This window comes from Nonomuraea cypriaca (assembly GCF_015645445.1).
In the GTDB taxonomy this organism is placed as follows: Bacteria; Actinomycetota; Actinomycetes; order Streptosporangiales; family Streptosporangiaceae; genus Nonomuraea; species Nonomuraea cypriaca.
Window position 1 is genome coordinate 21685 of the sequence record NZ_JADOGI010000075.1, and the last position, 22795, is coordinate 44479.

Annotated in this window: 20 protein-coding genes; 6 read left to right on the forward strand and 14 right to left on the reverse strand. The window is 70.7% G+C overall.

Annotation, left to right across the window (positions count from 1 at the left end; all coding sequences use genetic code 11):
- Positions 1–38: 38 nt before the first annotated feature.
- The 13 genes from ITP53_RS24285 to ITP53_RS24345 all read right to left on the reverse strand — a co-directional run bounded on the left by ITP53_RS24285 (position 39) and on the right by ITP53_RS24345 (position 14509).
- Complete coding sequence (locus ITP53_RS24285) at positions 39–884, reverse strand: hypothetical protein (RefSeq protein ID WP_195897743.1); 846 nt, start codon at positions 882–884, stop codon at positions 39–41.
- Positions 881–1552, reverse strand: a complete 672-nt coding sequence (locus ITP53_RS24290) for a phosphoribosyltransferase (protein WP_195897744.1) — start codon at positions 1550–1552, stop codon at positions 881–883. The genes ITP53_RS24285 and ITP53_RS24290 overlap by 4 nt, the downstream gene beginning before the upstream one ends.
- 65 nt (positions 1553–1617) lie before the next feature.
- Positions 1618–1992 carry an SPW repeat protein gene (locus tag ITP53_RS24295; RefSeq protein ID WP_236051138.1) on the reverse strand — a complete coding sequence of 125 codons (375 nt, stop codon included), beginning with the start codon at positions 1990–1992 and terminating at the stop codon, positions 1618–1620.
- A gap of 171 nt (positions 1993–2163) precedes the next feature.
- Entirely contained in the window at positions 2164–2598 is a 435-nt protein-coding gene (locus ITP53_RS24300) for a CBS domain-containing protein (protein WP_195897746.1), read from the reverse strand.
- A gap of 77 nt (positions 2599–2675) precedes the next feature.
- The gene (locus tag ITP53_RS24305) at positions 2676–3728 is read right to left on the reverse strand and encodes a LacI family DNA-binding transcriptional regulator (RefSeq protein ID WP_195897747.1); all 1053 of its coding nucleotides are present in this window, start codon (positions 3726–3728) and stop codon (positions 2676–2678) included.
- Between the two features lie 5 nt (positions 3729–3733).
- Positions 3734–7459, reverse strand: coding sequence for a carboxypeptidase regulatory-like domain-containing protein (locus tag ITP53_RS24310; protein WP_195897748.1), 3726 nt, complete (start codon positions 7457–7459; stop codon positions 3734–3736).
- A gap of 35 nt (positions 7460–7494) precedes the next feature.
- On the reverse strand, positions 7495–8199 hold the full coding sequence (locus ITP53_RS24315; RefSeq protein ID WP_195897749.1) for a cupin domain-containing protein: 705 nt from the start codon (positions 8197–8199) through the stop codon (positions 7495–7497).
- Complete coding sequence (locus tag ITP53_RS24320) at positions 8196–9095, reverse strand: DUF6807 domain-containing protein (protein WP_195897750.1); 900 nt, start codon at positions 9093–9095, stop codon at positions 8196–8198. Before ITP53_RS24320 ends, ITP53_RS24315 begins: the two co-directional genes overlap by 4 nt.
- Positions 9092–10192 (reverse strand): Gfo/Idh/MocA family protein, encoded by a 1101-nt coding sequence (locus ITP53_RS24325; RefSeq protein WP_195897751.1) that lies wholly within the window; start codon positions 10190–10192, stop codon positions 9092–9094. Before ITP53_RS24325 ends, ITP53_RS24320 begins: the two co-directional genes overlap by 4 nt.
- A 20-nt stretch (positions 10193–10212) precedes the next feature.
- Positions 10213–11499: an ABC transporter substrate-binding protein gene (locus tag ITP53_RS24330; protein ID WP_195897752.1), complete on the reverse strand. Its 1287-nt coding sequence runs from the start codon at positions 11497–11499 to the stop codon at positions 10213–10215.
- Positions 11500–11534: 35 nt separating this feature from the next.
- A complete protein-coding gene (locus tag ITP53_RS24335; RefSeq protein WP_195897753.1) occupies positions 11535–12362 on the reverse strand; it encodes a carbohydrate ABC transporter permease in 828 nt (275 codons plus the stop codon).
- Positions 12355–13275 carry a carbohydrate ABC transporter permease gene (locus ITP53_RS24340; protein ID WP_195897764.1) on the reverse strand — a complete coding sequence of 307 codons (921 nt, stop codon included), beginning with the start codon at positions 13273–13275 and terminating at the stop codon, positions 12355–12357. Before ITP53_RS24340 ends, ITP53_RS24335 begins: the two co-directional genes overlap by 8 nt.
- Positions 13276–13465: 190 nt before the next feature.
- Positions 13466–14509, reverse strand: coding sequence for a LacI family DNA-binding transcriptional regulator (locus ITP53_RS24345; RefSeq protein WP_195897754.1), 1044 nt, complete (start codon positions 14507–14509; stop codon positions 13466–13468).
- Positions 14510–14633: 124 nt separating this feature from the next.
- On the opposite strand from ITP53_RS24345, the gene ITP53_RS24350 reads away from it, so the two are divergent.
- The 3 genes from ITP53_RS24350 (at position 14634) to ITP53_RS24360 (ending at position 17506) form a co-directional block, all read left to right on the forward strand.
- Complete coding sequence (locus ITP53_RS24350; protein WP_195897755.1) at positions 14634–15152, forward strand: MarR family winged helix-turn-helix transcriptional regulator; 519 nt, start codon at positions 14634–14636, stop codon at positions 15150–15152.
- Positions 15153–15263: 111 nt separating this feature from the next.
- The gene (locus ITP53_RS24355; protein WP_195897756.1) at positions 15264–16163 is read left to right on the forward strand and encodes an LLM class flavin-dependent oxidoreductase; all 900 of its coding nucleotides are present in this window, start codon (positions 15264–15266) and stop codon (positions 16161–16163) included.
- A gap of 2 nt (positions 16164–16165) precedes the next feature.
- Positions 16166–17506 carry an FAD-binding oxidoreductase gene (locus tag ITP53_RS24360; RefSeq protein ID WP_207756363.1) on the forward strand — a complete coding sequence of 447 codons (1341 nt, stop codon included), beginning with the start codon at positions 16166–16168 and terminating at the stop codon, positions 17504–17506.
- A 7-nt stretch (positions 17507–17513) separates the two neighbouring features.
- Here the strand turns inward: ITP53_RS24360 and ITP53_RS24365 are convergent, their stop codons facing one another.
- On the reverse strand, positions 17514–18041 hold the full coding sequence (locus ITP53_RS24365) for a GNAT family N-acetyltransferase (protein WP_195897758.1): 528 nt from the start codon (positions 18039–18041) through the stop codon (positions 17514–17516).
- Positions 18042–18230: 189 nt separating this feature from the next.
- Here ITP53_RS24365 and ITP53_RS24370 point away from each other — a divergent pair, with 189 nt between their 5' ends.
- The 3 genes from ITP53_RS24370 to ITP53_RS24380 form a co-directional block, all read left to right on the forward strand.
- A complete protein-coding gene (locus tag ITP53_RS24370) occupies positions 18231–20228 on the forward strand; it encodes a SpoIIE family protein phosphatase (RefSeq protein WP_195897759.1) in 1998 nt (665 codons plus the stop codon).
- Positions 20229–20469: 241 nt separating this feature from the next.
- Positions 20470–21039, forward strand: a complete 570-nt coding sequence (locus tag ITP53_RS24375; protein WP_195897760.1) for a hypothetical protein — start codon at positions 20470–20472, stop codon at positions 21037–21039.
- A gap of 582 nt (positions 21040–21621) precedes the next feature.
- On the forward strand, positions 21622–22795 hold a 1174-nt coding region (locus tag ITP53_RS24380), incomplete at its 3' end, for a site-2 protease family protein (protein ID WP_195897761.1).

Consider the following 22795-nt stretch of genomic DNA (forward strand, 5'->3'; position numbering starts at 1 on the left):
GTAGGTGCGGCCTTCCACGGCCCACACTCGTAAGGGGATCATGCCGTCAGGCGGTAGGTGCGGCCTTCCACGCCCCACTCACCGTACGGGGGGTGTTCGAGGCGGTCGATGGCACGGATGGTGGGGCGGCCGATGTGGGCGAAGATCAGGCGCCGGACGCCGTGGTCGCGAGCGTCCCGCGCGACCTGGAGCACGCCGGCGTGACCGCCCACACCGCCGGCGAAGCGGATGGGACGGTTCCAGCCGGCGGCGTCGGCGAACATCAGGTCGGTCTCGGCCGCCCACTCGGGGAAGGACCAGAATTCCGGCGCCCAGGCGGCGCGGGCGTGCGGCGTCGAGATGAGGTAGCCGTAAGTGGGGTGGGAGGTGTGGGTGACGGGCAGCGGCACGATGTCCACGCCGTCGGCACGGTATTCCCGCACCCCGGCGGTTAGCCCGAGTGCCCGCGCGGCGAGGCGGATCCGAGACATCAACTCGGCACGCTCATCACAGACCAGCCAGTCGCCGACCCGCGCGTCACGCCCAGAAGCACCCTCCGCGTCACGCCCAGAAGCAGCACCCTCCGCGTCACGCCCAGAAGCTGCACCGTCCGCCCCCGAACCGACGCCCTTCGCGTCCAGACGGGCTATCTCGCCGTTCGTGCCTCTACCGACACCGTCTGCGCCCAGACCGACGTCCTCGCCGTTCGCGCCCACGCCCTCCGGACCCAGACCGACGTGGTTTGCGCCGGGACCGATGACCTCGGTGTGCGCGATCAGGCCTGCGGCCTCGGGGCCGGCGTCCAGGAGGACGTGGTGGCCGGGCCACATGACCAGGAGACCCGCCGGGTGGTAGCGCGGTGAATTCATCGCGCCGACCCCCACCAGGCGAAGCCCGACGGTCAATCGGGTTCCATGCGGGGGCGCTGGGCCGGCTGGAAGGGGCTGGGGTGGCGGGTGAGCAGGTCGGTGACCTGGTCGTCGGTGACCTGGGTGAAGTCTTCGTACCACAGGCCGATTCCGCCGAGGTCCGCGGGCGTCTCCGCGCAGATCACCTCGTCGGCGGCACCCCGCAGCCGCTCGGTCCCGTCCTCGGGGCAGACCGGCACCGCCACGACGACCCGGGCCGCGCCATGGGCGCGGGCGACCTCGCAGGCGGCCCGCGCGGTCGATCCGGTGGCGATCCCGTCGTCCACGATCACCGCGGTCCTGCCGGTCAGCGGGATCCTCGGCCGGCCGGCGCGCAGGCGCTCGGCGCGCTGCCGGAGGATGCCGCGTTCGCGTTCCTCGACGCGTTCCATCTCGTCCTGCCGCAGCTGGGCCATACGCACCACGTCGGGGTTGACGACGCGTACGCCGTCCTCGCCGAGCGCGCCGAACCCCAGCTCCGGCTGGATCGGAACGCCGAGCTTGCGGACCAGGATCACATCGAGCGGCGCCTTCAGGGCGTCGGCCACCTCGACCGCCACCACGACCCCGCCCCTGGGCAGTCCGAGCACCACGACATCGCCGCCGCGCAGGTGCCCCAGCAGGGCGGCCACGCGACGTCCGGCCTCACTCCGGTCGGCGAACATCGAGGATCACCTCAATCCCAGCGTGCTGTCTCCCGGCCCGGCCACCGGCCGGGCCGGGAGCTCTCTCACCGCCTTCTCGCCATGCCCATGCCCAGGGTGATCAGCCCCAGGATGGTGATGATCGCCCCGACGATCACGTTGGTGAAGATCGTCTGGCTGGTGGCCGCACCCCTGACCAGCCACGGCGCCAGTATCGTCCAGATGCCGATGAGCGGCGCAGTCCAGGCGATGCCGTACGTACGGCCGAACGCGGAGCTGAAGCCCAACGCGAGCAGCGCCACCGTGAGGCCGGTGACCAGGTTGTTCACGGTCAGCCCTGACCACCCGGTGAACCCTATGATCCACGGTGACAGTGCCAGGAACAGCCCCGCCAGCAGGGTCAGCCCGTCGGCCACCTGAACCGCGGGGTTGGCCGCGGCGGCCTCGTACCTTTCACGCATGCGGATGATGTCGGGATGAGACTCCATTTCGCGGGTCATCAGTGACATCACCTCCCCCTTTGCGATGACGGGACCTTTTCCCGTCGTCCGCCGTCATCTACCCGAACGGGCTATAAGCATGCCAGGGGCGCCGAGGCCAAGGAGGCCACGGCGCTGCTGGTCACGTGCGGGTCAGGCGGACGCGTAGACGCGGTGCACGAACTCCGCCAGCTTGCTGTCGGGCAGTTCCTTGGCCAGATCGGCCTCGCTGATCATGCCGACGATCCGATGCTGGTCGATCACTGGCAGGCGCTTGATCTGGTGCTGCTCCATCTTCTGCAGCGCGTCCTCGACGGTGTTGCTCGCCTCCACCCACACCAGTCCGCGGGCGAACTCGCCCGCCGTGGTGTTGTCGAGGTCCTTGCCCTCGGCGCAGCACTTCACGACGATGTCCCGGTCGGTGAGGATCCCCTTGAGCCGGTCGTCTTCCCCGCAGATCGGCAGCGCGCCGACCGACAGGTCGCGCATCATCTGCGTGGCTGTGCGCAGGCTGTCACGCTCGCCGATGCACTCCGCGCCTTCGTGCATCACGTCCTTGACCGTCTTGCCGACACCTGAAGTGGTCATCTCTGCCTCCCCGAGAAGGATCGATGGCTTGCTTGTGTCAAGGGTCACACCTACCCATCAACGGGCGAACCACGCACCTACCCGGACGGCCGCAGGACCGGCGTGCTCTCGCGCACCACGACGTGCGTCGCGATCCGCTCCTCGGCCGCCCGGTCGTCCGGGGAGAGCGCCAACCGCATCGCGCGCAGCCCCGCCTCCTTCAGCGGCACGGCCACGGAGGTGAGCGGCGGGACGACGTCCACCGCCGAACCGATGTCGTCGAAGCCCGCGACGGCGAGGTCCCTTCCGGGGACGACCCCGGACTCGCGCAGGGCCGTCATGGCCCCGATCGCCATGACGTCGTTGACCGCGAACACGGCCTCCACGTCCTCGTAGCCGCGTTCGAGCAGCCGACGGGCCGCTTCGTGACCGCCGGAGCGGGTGAACTCGGCTTCGACGACGACGGGAGGCGCGCCGCCGGCGCCGGACTCGCGGAGCCCGGCGAGGAAGCCCGCGCACCGGTCGGTGGAGGTGCGGACCCGCTCGGGGGCGCGGAAGATCGCGTACCGCCGGTAGCCGAGGCGGGCCAGCGCGTGAGCGAGCCGCCGGGCGCCGCCGTGGTTGTCGACGGTGACGGTGGCGAACGGCAGGTCCCGCTGGCTGATCATGATGACCCGGCCGCCGGTCGTACGGTATTCCTCGAGCTCCTCGATGAGCGGGGCGCGCGTGTCGGTGCCGTCGACGCGGCTGCCGGCGATGATGAGGACGCGTGGCCGCTGGCCGCGGAGCGTCCTGACGATCTCCAGCTCCCGGTCCGGCGACCGGTCGGCGACCGCCATGGTGACGATCAGCCCTGCCTCCTCCGCCGCGCCGCTGACCCCGGCGGCGATGGCGGAGAAGTACGGGTCCGCCACGTCGCCGACCACCAGCGCGACGGTCCTCGTCGAGCCCTTCGCGATCGCCTGCGCCGACAGGTGCGGCTCGTAGTTGAGCTTGGCCGCCGCCGCCCGCACCCGGCGGACGTTCTCCGAGCGGACGTTGCGGGCGCTGCCGTTGAGCGCGCGCGACGCCGTGGCCACGGAGACGCCTGCCTCCCGGGCGACGTCGTGCAGGGTCGGCGGTGACGGCGCCGTCTTCGACGCGTCCTCCATGCCGGTCATTGTGCCATCGGGCTCACCGGGTCACCTCGACCTTCAAGGGGGCGCTCCTCGTCACGCCCGCGGGGTTCACCAGCTCGGCGACGTACGTGTACGTGCCGGCCGGGCGTCCGGTCACGACGGTGGCGGCGTGCTGGGCGTCCGGGGTGGCGGCCACCAGCGCCTGGGTGTCGACGAGGACGCCGTTCTCGTAGAGGCGGTACTCGGTGGCGTTGGTGCCCCACCACATGTTCATGCGCGCGGTGTGGTCGCCGTCCCCGTCCCAGTTGTCGCTGCTGAGCATGGGCCTGCCAGGGGCGGCGTCGGTCACCTGGACCGTGACGGACGTGGTGGCGGTACGGCCTGCCTGGTTCAGCAGCTCGCCGGTGTAGACGTAGGAGCCGTCGCGGCGTCCGGTGACGGGGACGGTGGCCTTCTGAGCGCCGGGGGTCCGCGGGGTCAGGTCGCGCCTGGCGATCTCCTTGCCGTTCTCGTACAGGATGAAGACGCTCGCGTTGACGCCGTACCAGAGGTTCATGGTGACGTCGTAGGTGCCGTCGCGCAGGCCGTTCGCGTGGCCGCTGGTCCCCCGTGATGGTGAGGGTGTACGCGCGGACGTCCGGGTCGAAGGCCGGGTCGAGTGTGCCCGCGCCGGGGACGAGGGCGGACAGGGTGGTGTCCTGGGCCAGCGGACTGCGCTTGATCCGCAGGCTGTGGGCGGCCTCGGTGCCGTCCTCGGCGGTGACCACGACGCGTACCTCGGCCCCGGTCTCGCCGAGCGCGACCCGCCGCGTGGCCTGGGCCCCGTCGGCACGCTCTCCGTCGATGGCCACCGACCTGGCGAACGGGCTGCGCGCCACGGCGGTCACCGTCACCTCGGACACCCGCGCGGGCACCTCGAGAACGCCGTCGGCGGACGTGCCCTCGCTGGTGTCCAGGCTGAGCAGGCCGGCCTCGTCGCGGGCGAGCCCGACGCCCTGGGAGACCCGGATGTCGTCGAGGTCGATGGTGCCGTAGTTGCTGCTGGTGGCGCTGTAGTCGATCAGCTCGACGGTGTCGGCGGCGGCTCTGAAGCCGGCTCCTTCGAGCACCCTGCGGCCGTCGATCAGCAGGTCGAAGCGCTTGTTCACGGTGTCGAGCACCGCCGCGACGTGGTACCAGCGGCCGGGCTCGTACGCGCCGACGGTTTTCGTCGTGGTGCCCGCGTAGGCGACGATCGTGTCCTTGGTGAAGGCGAGGCTGACGGCGTTCAGGCCGCTCGCGTCCTTGACGTACGGGATGGACCACCAGTGGTTGCCGGAGGTGTAGGGCTGCTCGCTCATGACGTTCGTCTCGACGGTCACGATGCCCTTGAGCGCGAAGGCCTGGGTCAAACTTGTGACACCGCTGTTCCTGGTGCGCGTCAGCCTGACGTTCCTGCCTCTCGTGGTCTCGACGACCTCGACGCCGCCGCCCGCGCCGCTGACGACGAGGCCGTCGCCGCCGGAGAGCGGGCCGGTGGGCAGGTGCTCGAAGTCGTGGACGGCCACGTAGTCGGGCATGGGGCGGACGAGGAGGAGTGATCCCGCGTCGGTCGCGGTGGCCGCCTCGACGTTCATGCCGGTCCTGGTCTTCGCACCGAAGCCGTCGGCGGCGGCGCGCAGCGTGTATCCCTCGCCCACCGGCACGTTCTCGGCCGTGAAGGCCCCGTCGGCCCCGCTGGTGGCGGTGGCGAGCGTCTGGTCTCCGTCCTCGACGGTGACGGCCGCGCCGGGCAGCGGCCTGGCGGCCTGGTCCAGGACGCGGCCGGTGATCGAGCCGACCGTGCTGGTCGAGGTCATGGTCAGGTGGACGGTGGTCACGTTGCCCGGCCGCACGTCGGCGGTGCCGGTGGCGGTGGCGTAGCCGTTCCTGGTCGCGGTGACCTCGACGCCGTCGGCGAAGGGCAGGTTCCTGATCGCGAAGCGGCCGTCCTGGCCGGTGGTGGCCATGCCGCCGCCCGCCGTCACGGCCACGCCGGAGATGGGGGCGCCGGAAGGGGAGCGGACGGTACCGGTGACGGACTCGGTGGTGGCCCCATCGGGGGTGACGTACTCGAAGGCGCCGAGGTCGGGGGCGCCGTTGTAGAGGGGCGTGCCGGCGTAGTCGCGGCCGCCGTTGCCGGTGATCTCGGTGCCCGTGTCGATCGCGTACGAGCCCGAGGTGACGCGCAGGCCGTACGCGGTTTCGAGGGCCGGGCCGGTCTCCGGGGTGCCGTAGGGGCCGTCGAGCGGGGCGTCGGCGAAGAGCGGGGCGGCGGTGACCACGGCGTCCTCGTCGCCTGGGGGCACCGTGAGGGTGGCGCCGCCGTAGAGGTTGTGGCTGTAGGCGATGGTCGGGCTGGTCGACAGCACCGCGCCGGCTTTGGTCGAGTGGAGGAGGTTGCCGGTGATGTCGTAGCGGGCTTCGAGGTAGCTGCCGTACCCGTAGATGAGGTATTCGGATTTGTCGTTGTAAATCGTGTTGTTGTAGATCTGCGCGGTGGCTGCTTTGTCCGAGTGCAGGTAGATCTGGTAGCGGCTGTTGCCGGTGATGACGTTGTTCCTGACGACGGCGTCACCGAAGGCGAACTGGCACAGCAGCACGCCGTCACCGTTGTCGTGCAGGTAGTTGTACTGGATGACGTGCCTGGTGGTGCCCTTGTCCGGGTCGATGCCGTTGGAGTCCGCGCCGCCGGCCTTCTGCTGCGTCTCGTAAACCTCGTTGAACTGGAACGTCACGTCGTCGGAGTAGTACGACTCGATGCCAGAGGTGCCGGTGCGGTAGACGACGTTGCGTTCGACGAGGGCGCCGCGGACGTTGGTGAGGTACATGCCGTTGCACCCGTACGCGGTGCCGGCCTGGGTGATGTGGTTGTTCCTGATGACGATGTTCGTGTGCGGGGTGAACTTCGGGTCGTCCCTGCTCTCCCTGGTGCCCCAGCCGGTGGGCTCGGCGATCGTCTCCCCCGCGTCGTTCTTGCCGTCCCCGGTGTACTGCTTGAGCACGATCCCGGCGAACGACGTGTTGGCGACCGTGGAGTTCTGGATCAGCACGTCGTTCAGCACGGTCGCCTGCTCCGGCGGCGCGTGGACGTCGGGCACGGTCGTGTCGAACACGATGCCGCCGGTCTTCTTCGAGCCGTCCCAGCCGGTCTGGAAGCGCACGCCAGGCTCGTTGTCCTCGACGCTGCCGCCGATCCAGTTGACCTGGCCGGTGACGTCGTGCACGGCCACGCCGTCGACGACGAACCCGTCGAGCGTCTGGCTGTTGTCGCCGGAGACGTGGATGCCGCGCAGGTCGCGCAGGTTCTCGCCGGGGTTGCCGGTGGCCGGGACCTCGTTGGTGACCTCCAGGCCGCGGATGGTCCAGAACTCCTGGTTGAACAGCCGGACGGCGTCGTTCACCTGCCCGGCGGCGTCGATGCGGGGCCTGGCGCCCTCGCCGTACGTGTCGACGGTGATCGGGGCGCCGCTCTCGCCCGAGCCCTTGGGCCAGAGCTGCTGGCCGCTCCACCGCTGCCCGGCGCGCAGCAGGATGCGGTCGCCGGGCTGGAACGTGGTCTCGCTGACCTTGGTCAGGCTCTTCCAGGCGTGCGCCTCGTCCGTGCCCGACGCCGTGTCGTCGCCGGCGGTGGCATCGACGTAGTAGGTCGTGCCGGCCTGCGCCGCCGCGGCGGGCGGGGCGGGCAGGACAGGCAGGGCGAGCGCCGCGACCATGGCGGCGGTCGTCATCATGCGGGTGATCATCGCCGCGCTCCTCAGTGGGGGGTGTGGTGGCTGCTTCAGTGCACGGTCGGGTGGGCGACGTCGTGGGCGCGCAGGTGGCCGCACATGCCCCACCGCTCGACCGGCGGGCTCTCCATCAGCGCGGAGCGCAGCAGGTGCGAGCCGTCGCCGCGGCCGAGCGCGTCGAGGATCTCCCCGGTACGGCGGGTCTCCTCGGCGACCGTGCCCTCCCAGGTCTCCCGCCAGCCGGTCACCTTGGGGCGTACGAGGGCGACGGCGCTGTCGTAGAGGCGCTGGAGCGGGCCGGTGTCGCCGTCGCGCAGCGCGCCCGCGATCCTGAGGAACCCGTCCACGGCCAGCTCGCGCCGCCGTACGACGGCCTCCTCGACGTTCACGGCGGGTAGCGTGGCCGCGGCCAGGTAGCGGTCGGGGTCGGCCACGATCTCGGGCGGGAACGTCATGACCGCGTCGCCGGCCTCCGGCAGGCCCGCGTTCGACATGACGACCACCACCTCCAGGCCGCCCCTGTTGATCGCCCGGTGGATGGTGCCGGGCGTGAACCACACGGCCGAGCCGGCGCGCAGTTCGGTCTCCTTGAAGCCGTTCGCGTCTAGGGTCTGCAGCGCGCCGCGCCCGCCGACGACCACGTACGCCTCTGTGGAGGCGGTGTGCAGGTGCGGCGTGCCGCCTTCGAGGCCGTCGGCGCACGCCCCTGTGTAGACCGTCAGCCTGCTGACCGACGTGCCGCCTGGGAAGGTCATGCCAGCGCCGCCCGCCCCTGCTCGGCCAGCAGCGCCGTGCCGTCCTCGCCGCGGTCGCCGTCGGCGATCACGACGGCGTACCTGAAGCGGATCGTCTCGCCGTCCGGCAGCGGCACCTCCTCGCTGAAGAACGGCGCCGGGCACAGGCAGGCGAAGTTCTCGGTGCGCGCGAACCACTGCGGCGGGTGCTGCGGGTTGGCCGTGTCGTCGACCATGACGATCGTCGAGTGGTCACCGGTCTCGTCGTGCCTGCCGCGGAAGCCGAACCACTCCGCGCGCATGCCGCGGAGCTCGTCGCCGCCCGCTCCCTTGGGCGACTGGATGACGCCTCCGGTGAACGACCTGGGGCCGCGCCAGAACAGGCCGCCGTAGCCGGCGTTCTCGCGGCCCTTCGTGGTCGGGGAGCCGAAGTCGATCGTGCCTCCGGACACGTTCGTCATGGCCGTGTCGAACACCAGCGCCCAGGCCCCGTCCAGCACGGTCGCCGTCAGGGAGCGGCGCTCCTCGATGACCGGCCCGCCGTCCTGGGCGGCCCAGCCGAGCGTGTGCCCGATCTCGACGCGGTCGCCGGTCGCGGTCAGCGCGGTCATCTCGCGGTGCGTGGCGCTGCCGTTGTTGCCGAGCTGTACGTATCGCCCCGCCACGAACGTCGGCCCGCCCCAGAAGTTGTGCTCCCCCACGTGCGGCAGCGACCAGGCGATGCCCTTGTGCCACACGTGGTCGTGCGGCCGGAACAGCGACACCGACCGCCCGCCGAGGGTGCGGATCGGGTGCAGGTACGGCTTCGGCGACTCCAGCACGGGCGTGTCCGGGCGGTAGACGTAGCTGAACAGCTCGACGTCGCCCGCCGACACCGTGACCGATCGGCCGAGAGCGTGGTTGGCCCGCAGAGTCACTTGTTCCTCACCTTTTCCCAAGGGGCGCCGGTGCCCTCCATCGTCCGTGCGAACGGGCTGCCGGCTGTGATCTGGCCGCTGCGTACGCGCTCGCCGGTGAAGGCGGAGGCGTACAGGGCGGCGATGAACTCCATCGTGCGACGGGCGTCCCCGGCGGTCACCGGGGGCGCCTGGCCCTGGTCGAGCGCGTCCAGGACGGCGGCGAGCCAGCCCGTGTGCCCGCTGGACTCGGTGCTGTGGTCCCGCCCCCACGACTCGGACACGTTCTCGTGTCCCGGCGCCGGGGTGACCGTCCAGTCGTCGTCGGTGTAGCCGTACAGGTGCTCCACCTCGACCGTGGCGCGCTCGTAGTCGAACCTGAGCGACGAGGTCTGGCGCGGCGACACCACCGAGTTCACGATCGTGGCGACCGCGCCGCTCTCGAACGTCACCAGCGCCATCGACACGTCCTCGGTGTCCACGTCGCGGGCCCGGCGGGCGGCCACCGCCGTCACCTCGCTCCACGGGCCCAGCACCGAGAACAGCAGGTCGAACTGGTGGATCCCGTGCCCCATCGTCGGCCCGCCGCCCTCGGACTCCCAGGTGCCGCGCCACGGGACCGCGTAGTAGGCCTCGTCGCGGTACCACTGCGTGACGCAGGTCGCCAGCAACGGGCGGCCCAGCCCACCGGCCTCCTGGAGGCGGCGCAGGCGCAGCGCGCCCGTCCCGAAGCGGTGCTGCAGGACGGTCGCGACGTGCGCCGTCGAGCGGCGCTCCGCCTCGATCAGGGTGTCGAACTCGGCGAGGGAGAGCGTCGGCGGCTTCTCCACCAGCGCCGTCGCCCCCGCTTCCAGGCACTCGACGGCCTGCGGCGTGTGCAGCCGCGGCGGGGTGCACAGGTGGACGACGTCCACCCGCTCCTCCCGCAGCAGCTCGGTCAGGCTGCCGTGGGCCCGGGGGACGTTCCAGGTGTCCGCGAATTCCTTGGCCCGGCCGCGGTCCACGTCGGCCACGGCGACGAGCGCGGCCCGGTCGCCGGCCGCGGCGATGGCGCGGGCATGGGAGCCGGCGATCCCGCCGGTGCCGACGATCGCGGCCCGGTAGTTGCGTTCAGACATGGGTTCCTTCACTCGGTGGGTCAGGCGCCGTCGATCTCGGCCTGCAGTTCCTTCTTGAACGACGCGGCGGCCTGCTCGGGCGTCTGCCGGTCGAACAGCACCTCTTCGGTGTGCCGCTTGATGATCGCCTCCAGGTTGCTGGCGCCGTTGGGCGTCACCCGGGGGGCGGTGCCGACCTTGACCGTGTCCAGGAACTCGACCGCTGCCTTGTCGGTCTCACCGAGCTTCGGCGTGATGGCGGCGCGGATCTTCGTGTTCGCTGGGATGCCGCGGTCGGTCAGCATGACGTTCGCCGACTCCTCGCTGTTGGCCAGGAAGTCCACGAACAGCGCGGCCTCCGCGGGGTGTTCACTGCGCGAGGAGATCGACCAGTACATCGAGGGCTTGTAGTACGCGCCAGGGGCGGCCGCCTGCGACTCGCCGGGGAGCCTGAGCAGCTTCAGCTTGGACCCGCTGGCCGCCGCCAGCGAGGTGAGCTGGGTGTTCCACCAGGTGGCGAGGGCCGAGGCGTTGGTGGCCGTGCCCGACTGGTCCAGCGCGCCGCCGGCCCGTTCGATGGTCACCGACGGCGCCGGGGAGACGCCGGACTTGGCCAGGTCCCTGATGTAGGTCCAGTAGCTCGCCAGCACGTCCTCCGGCACGGCGACGTTGCCCGCCTCGTCGAACAGGGCGGCGTCGTGCTGGCGGGCCCAGATGTTCAGGCTGCCGGCGTCGAAGCCGAATGACTGCACGCCGGTGACCTTGCCGCCGCCCGCCTTCGACACCTGGTCGCCGGCCGCCTTGAAGTCCTCCCAGGACCACGTGGCGTCGTCCGGGTCCTTGACCTTGAACTGGTCGAGGAGGTCGGTGTTGGCGATGATCGCGTACGTCGTCAGGCCGACGGGGAGCGCGTACTGCTTGCCCTTGACGACGCCGGTGTCCAGGGCGGACTTCTCGAAGTCGGCGGTCTTGAGGTGCTTGGTCGCGGTGCCGAGGTCGAGCAGGGCGCCGCGCTCGGCGTACGAGGAGAGGTAGAGCTCGTCCATCTGGATGACGTCGGGGGCGTCGTTGGCGGCCACGGTCGTCGCCAGGCTCTCCCAGTAGCCGTTCCAGTCCTTGAACTCCCCCTTGACCGTGATGTTGGGATATTTCTTTTGAAAGAGGTCGATGACCTGCTGGGTGCGCTTGTGGCGTTCGTCCGCGCCCCACCAGGTGAAGCGGAGGGTGACCGGGTCTTTCGACAGCTCCTGGTCCGCGCTGCCGCCTGCGCCGCCGCCGCAGGCGGTGAGCATGAGTGCCGCCGCGGCGGCAAGGGCGATTCTTCTCATGATTTTTCCCTGTTCACGGGGGGATTCGCGGGGGGTCACTTGCCGCCGGTCGTGGCGATGCCTCGGATGAGGTAGCGCTGGCCGACGAGGAAGGCGAGGAAGACCGGTGCCAGGGACACCACGCTCATGGCGAACATGGATCCCCAGGAGGTGGAGACCGTGGCGTCGACGAACGAGCGCAGCGCCACCGGCACCGTGTACATCTCGGGGTCGGTCAGGTAGATGAGCTGGCTGAAGAAGTCGTTCCACGTCCAGATGAACGTGAAGATCACCGTGGTGGCCAGGGCCGGCGTCATCAGCGGCAGGATGATCCTGACGAAGATGCGCGGATGGCCGCAGCCGTCGATCCTGGCCGCCTCGTCCAGCTCGCGGGGCAGTCCCCTGATGAACTGCACCATGAGGAAGACGAAGAACGCGTCCGTCGCCAGGAACTTCGGCACCACCAGCGGCAGGAACGTGTTCACCCAGTCGAGCTGGGAGAACATGATGTACTGCGGCACGATGATCACGTGGATCGGCAGCATGATCGTGCCCAGCATGATCGCGAACCACAGGCGCTTGCCGGTGAACTCGAGCCTGGCGAACGCGTACGCCGCCATCGAGCACGACAGCAGGTTGCCGATGACGCAGGCCAGCACGAGGATCGCCGAGTTCAGCAGGTAGTGGCCGAACGACGAGGTGAGCGCGGTCCAGCCCTCGGTGTAGTTCTGGGTCTGGAGGCTGTCGAGGATCAGGCCGGGACGGCGGAAGATCTCGTTGTTGGGGCGCAGGGAGCTGACCACCATCCACAACACGGGATAGAGCATGATCAGCGCCAGCAGGATGAGACCCGCGTGCTTGAGCGCCTTGCGGAGTTCAGTCATCGTAAACGACCCAGAATTTGGCGGCCCAGAAGTTGACCGCGGTGAACCCGGCGATGATCAGGAGCAGCAGCCAGGCGAGCGCGGAGGCGTATCCCATGTCGAAGTTGGCGAATCCGCGCTGGTACAGGTAGAGCGTGTAGAAGAGCGTCGAGTCCGACGGCCCGCCGCTGCCTCCGGAGACCACGAACGCCTGCGTGAACGACTGGAAGGCGTGGATGACCTGCAGCACCAGGTTGAAGAAGATGATCGGCGACAACAACGGGATCGTGATCCGCCTGAACAGCGTCCACTTGCCCGCTCCGTCCGTGGCCGCGGCCTCGTAGTACATCGCGGGGATCTGGCGCAGGCCGGCCAGGAAGATGACCATCGGCGCGCCGAACGTCCACACGTTCAGGACGATCAGGGTCGACAGCGCCGTGTCCGGGTCGGAGATCCAGCCGCGGCCCTCGACCCCGATCGTGGCGAGGACCTGGTTGAACAGGCCGTCCGCGCCGAAGATCTGCCGCCACAGCACCGCGATGGCGACGCTCGACCCGAGCAGGGACGGCAGGTAGAACGCCGACCGGTAGAACGCCAGCCCGCGCAGGCCCCTGTCCAGCAGCAGCGCCAGCCCCAGCGCGCAGGCCAGTTGCAGCGGCACGGACACGACGACGTAGACCAGCGTGACGCCCAGCGCCTTGTGCAGCCGGGCGTCCGACAGCATGCGGGTGAAGTTGTCCAGGCCGTTGAAGGTGGGCGGCTGGATCAGGTTGTAGTCCGTGAAGCCCAGGATGAGCGAGGCGACGATGGGGCCTGCCGTGATCAGCAGCAGGCCCGCGAACCAGGGCAGCAGGAACACGAAAGCGGCCTTGTTGTCCTTCTTGCCGGTGTCTTGCCTGCCGCCGCCGAGGGGGCCGCCGCTGCCCTTGCGCATCCGCTGAAGCTCGCCGAGAGCGCTCACGCGGGCCTCCTCGACGTGATCATCGCATGACCTTTCTGCACCACGGGCCGCGAGTCCGACGGGTCCGGGTAGGGGGTTGGGAAAACGTATTCCGCAGTTTGCACGCGTGTTACGCGGGCGTCAAGAGTGCTGATGGAGAACTGTGCGACCCGAGCGTCCCGAATCAGCGCAGGCGATCGTAGCGGGGCCGGGTGCTGTCGCGCACGAGCAGCCGCCCTTCGGCGACCAGCCGCCTCGGCCGCGTCGCCGGGCTCAGCGCGAGCCTGATCGCCTCGGCACCGGCGTGCGCCAGCGGAAGCGCCACGGTCGTCAGCCGCGGCGTCACGTCGGCGGCGAGCGGTATGTCGTCGATGCCCGTGACGGAGACGTCCGCGGGAACGTCGACGCCGGCCGCCCGCAGCGCCGACAGCGCGCCGACGGCGATGACGTCGTTGACGGCGAGGATCGCCTCTCTCCCGTCCAGGCCCTCGCCGGCCAGCGACCGCGCGGCGTCGTATCCGCCCTGGCGGCTGACCTCGCCGTGCATGACGCGGATGGCACGCCGGTCGAGGCCGCCGGACACCAGTCCTTCGACGCAACCCGCGGTGCGGGCGGCCATGTTGCCCAGCTCTTCCCGGCCGGCGAAGATCACGACCCGCCGGTGCCCGGTCTCGGCGACATGGGCGCCCGCGGCGCGGCCGGCGGCGTGATCGTCGAAGCCGATGGAGTCGAAGGACAGGTTGGTCTCGCCGACCACGACGACCCTCCCGCCTTCCCGTTCGTACAGCAGGAGCTCCTTGCGCAGCCGTCCCTCGAACTCCTCGGCCGTGAACCTGTTCGAGGTCAGGACGAGCGCGCGCGGGCGCAGAGAGCGCAGCACGCGGACGGTCTCGATCTGCCGCTCGGGGGCGCCCATGGTCGAGGAGACGGTGACGAGCGCGCCTGCGGTGCGCGCCTGGCGTTCCATGGCGGCGACCACCAGGCCCATGGACGGTGTCGTGAGGTCGTCGGCGATGAGCGCGATCGAGTCGCTCGCCCGGCGCATCGCCCTGGCGGAGGCGTCGGCGGTGTAACGCAGCGTGGCCGCCGCGGCCAGGACCCGGGCCTCGTATTCCGGCGCCACCTTGCGAGTGCTGCCGTTCAGCACCCGTGACGCGGTGGCCACCGACACTCCGGCGGCCGCGGCCACCTGATGCAGCGTGACCGTGGGTCTCGCCGCGTGAGGCATCCGCTTGCGTCCTTCCCCGTGGGCGATCCGGCCGACATGAAGCGTACTGGACGCACCGGGCGCTGACCCGGCGGCTAACCGTCTCAAAGGCAGATGATCCGTACCACAGACGTATGCTTGACATATGAGCATCGAGAAGCCGGCGCCCGTGCCCACGGCCGAGGGGGACTTCGGCTGGTCTCTCGGCGTGTTGTTGCGGGCGTTCCACGGCTCGCTGGTGGAGGTGCTCGGCGATCTGCCGCACGGGCCACGCGGTTACCAGACGCTGTCCACCGTGGTGCACGGCGATCAGCCGAGCCAGCTCGCGCTGGCCGCGCATCTGGGCATCGATCGGACCGTGATGACCTATCTCATCGACGACCTGGTCCAGGCGGGCCTGGTGGAGCGGCGGCTCAACCCTGCCGACCGGCGGCAGCGCAAGATCGTCGCCACGGACGAAGGCGCCGCCACGCTGCGTGACCTGGAGCGCCGGGTGCGGGAGGTCGAGGACATGGTCCTGGGCACGCTGAGCCCGGCCGAGCGTGACGTCCTGCGCGCGCTGCTGCGGCGGGTGGCCTGCGGCGTGGCCGACATCGAGCCGGCCACCGATCCGTGCGCGGTGGCCGAGGAGATGCTCGGCCAGGACTCGCCCGCCACCCGCTGATCAGCCCCTGAACGCGTGCGGGAATAGCCGGGCAAAACGTGTGGTTTGACAACACATCTTGTTTACATACAGTTTGTCGAGCCACGCGTCTGTGACGCGGAGGGGGACACCATGCCCGACTACGGCCACGATCTGATCTTCGGCTCGTTCATCACTCCCGCCGACGCCGCGCCGAAACAGGTGCTCGACCTCGCGGTGGGGTCCGAGGCCGCGGGGCTGGACCTGGTGACGTTCCAGGACCACCCGTACCAGCCCGCCTTCCTCGACACCTGGACGCTGCTGTCCTACGTCGCCGCCCGCACCGAGCGGATCCACCTGTCGGGCAACGTGATCAACCTGCCCCTGCGCCCGCCCGCCGTGCTCGCCCGCGCGGCGGCCAGCCTGGACCTGCTCAGCGACGGCCGGTTCGAGCTGGGGATGGGCGCGGGCGGGTTCTGGGACGCCATCGAGGCGATGGGCGGGCGCCGCCTGACCCCGGGCCAGGGCGTCGACGCGCTCAGCGAGGCGATCGACGTCATCCGCGGCGTCTGGGACGCCGGCAACCGGACCCGGCTGCGCGTGGACGGTCAGTACTACCAGGTCGACGGCGCCAAGCGGGGGCCGGCGCCGGCGCACGACATCGGCATCTGGCTGGGTGCGTACAAGCCGCGCATGTTGCGGCTGGTCGGCGGCAAGGCCGACGGGTGGCTGCCGTCGCTGCCCTACATGAAGAGCCTGGACCAGCTCGCGGAGAGCAACGCGATCATCGACGAGGCCGCGGCCGAGGCCGGGCGCGACCCCGGCGCGGTGCGGCGGCTGCTCAACGTCAGCGGCAGGTTCGGCGAGCAGGACGGCCGGCTCCTGTCCGGCCCGCCGCGGCTGTGGGCCGGGCAACTCGCCGAGCTCACCCTCCAGTACGGCTTCAGCGCCTACGTCCTCATGAGCGACGACCCGGGCATGATCCAGACCTTCGGCCAGGAGGTCGCGCCGGCCACGCGCGAACTCGTCGCCGCCGAGCGAACGGCCAAGTGACGATGGACCACGCTTCCACCCTGCGGGCCGGCCGGCACGCGGGCATCGACTACGACGGCGTACCCGCTCATCTGACGGCGATCGAGCCGGGCGACGTCGGCTACGCCCACGTCCGCTCCACCTACCTGCGCGGCGGGTCGCCCGGCCTGGTCCTGCGCCCGGGCACGCCCGCCGAGGTCGCCGACGCCCTGGCCTTCGCCCGCGCCCAGCCGGTGAAGCTGTCGTTACGCAGCGGCGGTCACGGGATCAGCGGCCGATCGACCAACCACGGCGGCATCGTCCTCGACGTCTCCCGATTGAACGCCATCGAGGTGCTGGACGAGCGCACCCGCCGGGTCCGTCTCGGTCCCGGCGCGCGCTGGAGCGACGTGGCGCGGGCCCTGGCGCCGTACGGCTGGGCGCTCAGCTCGGGCGACTACGGCGGCGTGGGCGTCGGCGGGCTGGCCACCGCCGGCGGCATCGGCTGGCTTGTACGCGAGCACGGCCTGACCATCGACCACCTGCGCGCGGTGGACATGGTGCTGGCCGAGGGCTCGCGGGTGCGGGCGAGCGACGACGAGAACGCCGAGCTGTTCTGGGCCGTGCGGGGCGCCGGGGCCAACTTCGGCATCGTGACCGCGTTCGAGTTCGAGGCGTACGAGGTGGGCGAGGTGGGGTTCGCCCGGTTCGTCGTGGACGCCACCGACACGGCGGGCTTCCTGGGGCGCTGGGGGGCCGCGATCGAGGCCGCGCCCCGCGACGTGACCGGCTCCCTCGTCATCGGGCGTCCCCGGCCGGGGCAGCCGGTGATCGCCCAGGTCATGACGGTCGTCGACGCCGGCGACGCCGAGACGGTCCTCAGCCGCCTGCAGCCCATCGCCGCCGCCGCGCCGCTGCTCGACCACGACATCCGGATCACGCCGTACGCGGCGATCATGCACGTGCCGCCCGGCGCGCACGACGGCCACGGCGAGCCGGTGGCCCGCTCCGCGCTCGCCGACCACCTCACCCCCGAACTGGCCGAGGCGGCCGCCCGCCTGATCATGAGCGGCGAGTCATACTTTTTCCAGATCCGCGCGGTCGGTGGGGCGGCGTCCGACATCGCCCCGGACGCGACCGCGTACGCGGGCCGGTCGGCCAACTTCCAACTCGTCGCCATGGGCTCCAGCCGTGCCCGCCTGGACCCGGCCTGGGACGCGATGCGGCGGCACTTCTCCGGGATCTACATCAACTTCGAGACGGACCTGCGACCCGGACGCCTGCACGACGCCTTCCCGGAGGACACCCTGCGGCGGCTGCGCGCGCTCAAACGCCGCCACGACCCGGACAACGTCTTCCGCGACAACTTCAACATCACTCCATGAGCACGCCTCACGTCAGCTCCGACTCCAGCAGGCCCATCATGAGGAGGTCGTGCCGCTCCCCCCGGGCGCGGAACGCCTCCCTGCGCCTGCCCTCCTCGACGAAGCCGGCCTTCGTGTACGCGCGCACGGCCGCGGTGTTGCCGGCGACCACCCAGAGCGTCACCCGGTGCAGGCCCATCTCCTCGAAGGCGTACCCGCAGATCACCCGCACCGCGTCGGTCGCGTAGCCGCTGCCCCAGTGGCCGCGGTCGCCGATGGCGATGCTCTGCAGGGTGGCCTCGCCGTTGATGAAGTCGGTGTCGCCGAGTGCGACATATCCGATCAGCTTCCCGCCGTCGAGCGTCTCGATGCCGAGCACCATCTGCTCGAACGTGTTACGCGGCCGGTTCGCACCCTTGTCCATGTTCTGGGCGAGGGAGATGGGCGGCGCGACGTCCATCCACCGGCCCACCTCGGGATCGTGGTACCAGCGCCACATGGCCTCGCTGTCGGCCGGTTCGAGGGCTCGCAGGCGTACGCGCTCTCCGGTCAGCATGGGGATCTCCTAACGATCGACCGCTCTCCTCTACCAAGGCCGGGACGCGCGAGGCAAAGGGTTTTCACCCAGAGAGCATCGCGACGGTCAGGAATTCTCCCAGGTCATCGGTACAATGTGCCCGAAGTCCGCATAAGCGGCGGGGGGTCTTGATGGCGAGCTTCATAGGCGTTCACCGGGCGAGGCGCGATGAACGGCGATGACGCGGCCTCGCCTGCGATCATCACGGTCGACGCCGACGGCACCGTGACCGGATGGACGCGCGCCGCCCAGGAACTGCTCGGCTACCCCGCCTCGGAGGTGCTCAACCGGTCCGGCGCGATGCTGCTCATGCCCTCGGACCGCGTTGCGGCCGGGAGCCTCGGGGAGCACTGGTCGGGCCTGGTCGAGGCGCGCCACCGCGACGGCAGCCGGGTCCTGGTGCACGTCCAAGGCAGCCGGCTGCACGCCGACGAGGCGCGTGGCGGCTGGTGCCTGTCGGCGACCGAGGTGCGGTCGGACGCCTCGGGGGAGACCATCCGGGGACCGCTCATCGACCGATCCCCGGCGGCCATGGCGATCTGGGATCGTGACCTGCGCTGCGTCTGGCTGAACGAGACGGCGAAGCGTCTGGAGGAGATCTTCCCCTTCGTCCAGCTCGGACGGCGACTGGAGGCGACGGACTTCAGGACCGACGCCGTGCGAACCGTGATGCGGCGGGTGCTCGCCAGCGGGGTGCCCATGATCGACCGCGAATACCGCTGGACCTCGCCGGACGAGCGCGCGAATCGTACGTACTCCAGCTCATTCTTCCGCTTCGAAGGCGTGGACGGGTGGCCGCTGGGCGTGTGCACGCTGACCCTGGACGTCACCCACAGCCGGGCGCGCGAGCACCTGGCGCTGCTCGGCGAGGCCAGCACTCGGATCGGCAGCAGTCTCGACGTCATGCGGTCCGCGCAGGAGGTGGCGGATCTGACCGTGCCGTTCCTCGCCGACTACGTCACGGTCGATCTCGCCGAGTCGGTCCTGCCCGGCGGCGAGCCCCTGCAACGCCTGGTCGCCTCGGAGGTGAGCATCCCCGTGTTCCGCCGCGCGGGCGTCGCCTCGATCCACCCCGACCTGCGCGAATCCCTCTGGGGGCGTGGGCAGGCGGTCTACGTCCCGCCGCTCTCGCCCTTCACCCAGGTCCTGTCCTCGGGACGCTCCCATTACGAACCGGTGCTGGACACCTCGCCGGGCACCTGGCTCGACGACGACCCGGACCGGGCGAAGACCATCCGCGCCACCGGCATGCACAGCTTGATGATCGTGCCGCTGCGGTCCCGTGGCGAGGTGCTGGGCATCGCCGTGTTCGTACGCACCGACAACCCGGCGCCGTTCACGAAGGACGACCTGATCCTCGCCGAGGAGCTCGCCAACCGCGCCGCGATGAGCCTGGACAACGCGCGCCAGTACACCCGCGAACGCACCACCGCCCTCGCGCTGCAGCGCAACCTCCTGCCGCGCCGGCTGATGGGCGGCAGGGCGGTCGAGGTGGCCTCGCGCTACCTGCCCTCCGATCTCCACGACGGCGTCGGCGGCGACTGGTACGACGTCATCCCGCTGCGCGACGACCGGGTCGCCCTGGTCGTCGGCGACGTGACGGGGCACGGCATCAACGCCGCGGCGACCATGGGGCGGCTGCGCACCGCCGTGCGCACGCTCGCGTACCTGGATCTCCCGCCTGACGAGCTGCTCACCCACCTCGACGACCTGGTCGTACGCCTGATGGACGAGGACTACGGCGCCGAGGGCTTCCCGCGCGACGCCATGGGAGCCACCTGCGTGTACGTCGTCTACGACCCGGCCACCCGGCGCTGCACCATGGCCCGCGCCGGGCACCCGCCGCCTGCCGTCGTGGACCCGTCCGGCCGGGTCACCTTCCCCCGCGTGCCCGGCGGCGCCCCGATCGGCGTCGGGCTCGGCGCCTTCGAGTCCATCGATCTCGAACTCTCCGAGGGCAGCCTGATCGTCCTCTACACGGACGGCCTGATCGAGACCCGCGAGGCCGACATCGACGTGGGCATGGGCCGCCTCGGCGCCGTACTGGCCGAGGCCACGGGACCGCTGGAGCCCCTGTGCGGCGCCGTGATCGACGCCATGACCGGGGGGTCGTCCGTCGATGACGACGTCGCCCTCGTCATCGCCCGCACCCGCGGGTCGTCCTGAACTCGGCTTCTCCCGAGCGTCGTTCCGGCCGCTCCCAACCACCGGTTACCGGCCTTCAGTGCCCGGCCGGCGGAGGTCGTGTGGTCGTCCGGCCCCACCCGGCGAAAGCCGCGTGCGGCCGGGCGTGTCTTGCCCAATTCATGAGAAGGCCCTAACGCGTCTCCAACGCAGTCCCCACGCCGAATCGGGATCCTTCTTGTGCCGGGCAGACCGCCCGCCCCCGCTGACGAAGGGTCTCGACATGCACAAGATCAAACTGACTGTGGCCGGCGCCGTCCTGGGCGGTGTGCTCGGCGGCCTGGTGGCCACCGCTCCGGCGTTCGCCGACACGCACACCTGCTCGGGGATGATGCGCGCGGTATCTGTCGACAACCTGCGCGTGCCGAAGGGCGTGACCTGCACCCTCCTCGGGACCCACGTGGGCGGCAACGTCAAGGTGGGGCAGGACGCGACCCTGGTGGCCCACAAGGTGCGCGTGCACGGCGACATCCAGGCCGAGGGCGCGCGCTCGATGTCGGTGGCCGGCGGCTCGACGGTGGGCGGCAACATCCAGGCGAAGAACGGCGGCTCCGTCGCGGTGACCTCGACACGGGTCGACGGCGACATCCAACTCGAGGACAACGATCGCCACGTGTGGGTCGAGCGCAACCGGGTGGAGGGCGACATCCAGCTCAAGAAGAATCACGACGGCCTGCTGGTCTCCCGCAACTCGGTCAATGAGAACCTGCAGTGCGAGGACAACGGCTCACGGGTGACGGGCGGCGACAACACCGTCGGCGGCAACAAGGAAGGCCAGTGCCGCCACCTCTGACCACGCCCAGGCCCCGGCCCCGGCCCCGGACCTTGGCGCGGACACGAACACGGACCTTGGCACGGACACGAACACGGACCTTGGCACGGACACGAACACGGACCTTGGCATGGACACGGACACGGACCTTGGCACGGACACGGGCCTGACCAGTGTGGCCTGGGGCTGGACTTGACCACGGGCCAGGGCATGAACGTGGGCCTGACCACGGGCTGGGCCTGCCAGGAGCGCGGCCTGGGACCGCTGGGGCGGGCTTGACCGCGAACCAGGGCATGACCACGGGCCGGCCTGACCACGGGCGCGGCCTGGGGCCGGACTCGACCACGAACCAGGGCATGAACCTGCGCCTGACCACAGGGCAGGGGCGTGAACCGCCGCCTCTGACGACGGGGCGGAGCGTGGGCCGCCACCCGGCCCCTTCCGGATGGAAGTGGTGCGGGGCGCGCCAGGCCCTCCGGAGTGGTGCGGGGCGCCGCAAAGGTCCTTGGGGAGGTATGGGGGGTGGTTTGGGGGTCGTGGCGGCGTGACGTTCCCCGAGATGAGGGTACTTGGAGCCCACGGTCTCATTCCCAGGGAGGGCAGATGCGCTCATCGATCCGTCTGGGCCGTTTCGCGGGAGTCCCGGTCGGGCTCAACTACAGCGTGTTGATCATCGTCGCGATCCTGGTGGTCGGGCTGGCCTTCGGGCGTTTCCCCGTGGACTTCCCCGGTTTGTCCCCGGTGGTCTATGTGCTGGCCGGGCTGGTGACGGCGGTGCTGTTCCTGGCGTCTCTGCTGGCCCATGAGCTCTCCCACGCCGTGGTGGCCAAGCGCCACGGCATCGAAGTCGCCCAGATCACGTTGTGGCTGCTCGGCGGGGTGGCGGAGCTGCGCGGAGAGCCGCGCTCGCCCGCCGCCGACCTGAAGATCGCAGTGGTGGGTCCGGTCACCAGCCTGCTGTGCGGCGTCGTGTTCGGGGGCATCGCGATGCTGCTCGCCGCAGCCGGGGGCACACCGCTGGTGTCCGGGATGTTCGTCTATCTGGCCGCCGTCAACGTGCTTCTGGCCGTGTTCAACCTGATCCCGGCCGCACCGCTGGACGGAGGGCGGGTGCTGCGGGCCCTGCTGTGGGGGCGGTGGGGCGATCGGACCAGGGCCGCTATCACCGCCGCCCGCGCGGGCAGGGGCTTCGGTTACGCCCTCATCACGCTGGGCTTCCTGCAAGTCGTCACCGGCGGCGGGTTCGAGGGGCTGTGGCTGGTCCTGATCGGCCTGTTCCTGGTCAACGCCGCCACAGCGGAGGAGCAGCAGGCCCAGGTCGGTGCCGCCCTGCACGGCATCAAGGTGGGTGACGTGATGTCGGACCGGCTCATCGTCGCGCATCCGGACGAGAGCGTGGCCGGGCTCATCGACCGGGTTGTGATGCGCGAGCGGCTGTCCACGTACCCGCTCGTGGACCAGGACGGCCGCTTCGCCGGGCTGGTCACGCTCAACCGCATCCGGCGGGTGAAGCCCGAGGAGCGCGCGGGGACGCTGCTGCGCGACATCGCCTGCCCGCCTCAGGAGGTGCCCCGATCCCGGCCGGAGGAGCCGCTGGTCGCCCTGCTCGGCAGGATGAACGGATGCGCCGACGGCCGAGCAGTGGTCCTCGACCCCGAGGAGCGGCTGATCGGCCTCCTCACCTCCAGCGACATCAGCCGGGTGATCCAGACATCCGGCCTGCACCCCTCCGACCCCTACCCCGGCCCCCGCGGCGCCGACCTCACCACCCGCCACC